Below are 1214 nucleotides of genomic sequence, written 5' to 3' on the forward strand. Positions count from 1 at the left end.
GGCCGGTGCCTTCCAGCAGTTTTTGCAGGCCTTCGGCGGTGCTGAAATTGCCCGACAGACCACGGCTCTGCATGCCCGCAGTCACCTCGGAACCGAAGGAAATCAACACGCCGGCTTCGCGGCCAAATTGATTCAGCGCGGCTTCCAGCGACGACGGTGCGATGTGATAGGGCTTGGCGTCAGCGGCCATTGCTGCGGGCAGCACAGTAAGACTCAGGCTGGCGCCGAGTAGGAGTTGGCGCACAGTACGGGCAAGAAACGTCGGTTGCTGGGGCATGAAGAGCGGTCCTGAGAAGGAAGGATCAAGGTGGCTTTCCTTCTCTGTCACGCGAGGTGTGGAAAACGGCTCACACTTTTATCAAATGAATTTAAACCCGTGCCTGCACGGTGACCCAATAGCGGGTAAAGCGCCGCACCTTGACCGGCAGGCTGACTTCCAGCAGGTCGAGAATGCGCTCGCTGTCGTCCAGTGGGTAGCTGCCCGAGATGAGCAGGTTGGCTACCTGCGGGTCGCAGTTAACCTGGCCCCGGCGATAACGGCCCAGTTCGCCGAGGAAATCTTCCAGGCGCATGTGGGCAGCCACTAGCATGCCGTCGGCCCAGGCGCCGCTGTTGGCATCAGTAGGGCGCGGGGTGTCCCAGCCCTTGCGGGTGAAGTTGACTTGGTGCGCGGCCTGCACCGTCAGCGGCAGCCCGCTGTAGGTGTTGGGCATCACCTCGACCTGGCCGTCGAGCACTGCCAGTTGGGCGTGGTCGTTGAATTGGCGCACGTTGAACCGCGCCGTCTGGCTGGTGAGCAGGCCTTGGCCGGTCAATACGTTGAGCGGTGTGCTGCCTTTGGCGCCGGTCAGCAGTATTTCGCCTTCAAGCAGGCGGATCAGCCGCTGCTGGCCATCGAAATGCACATCCACCGCACTGCCGGTATTGAGCTGCAACTGGCTGCCATCCGCCAATTGCACCTTGCGGCGTTGGCCCACCGGGCTGCGGTAATCGGCGGTCAGTGGCGGCAGGATATGGTGCTGGCGCAGGCTCCACGCGGCGGCAGAACCGGCCCCCAGGATCAACAGCAGCTTGAGCGCCTGGCGACGGCTGGTGGAGGTCGGCGCGTTCAAGGCGGCGTGGGCCAGGGGCGAGGGCATGCCGCGTAGGCGTTGGTTGACGCGCTGCATGTGGTCCCAGGCACGCTGGTGTTCGCTGTGGGCATTGAGCCATTG

Annotated in this window: 2 protein-coding genes; both read right to left on the minus strand. The window is 63.4% G+C overall.

All coding sequences use genetic code 11. The features are described 5' to 3' along the window. Positions 1-277 (minus strand): STN domain-containing protein (locus tag H8F21_RS29190; protein ID WP_459565142.1); only part of this gene is annotated, 277 nt, incomplete at its 3' end. 91 nt (positions 278-368) lie between these two features. Further along, positions 369-1214: FecR domain-containing protein (locus tag H8F21_RS29195; RefSeq protein WP_203585834.1), on the minus strand; the 846-nt coding region annotated here is incomplete at its 5' end.

Origin of the sequence: Pseudomonas arcuscaelestis (genome assembly GCF_016881005.1) — a bacterium.
GTDB classification, from domain to species: domain Bacteria; phylum Pseudomonadota; class Gammaproteobacteria; order Pseudomonadales; family Pseudomonadaceae; genus Aquipseudomonas; species Aquipseudomonas arcuscaelestis.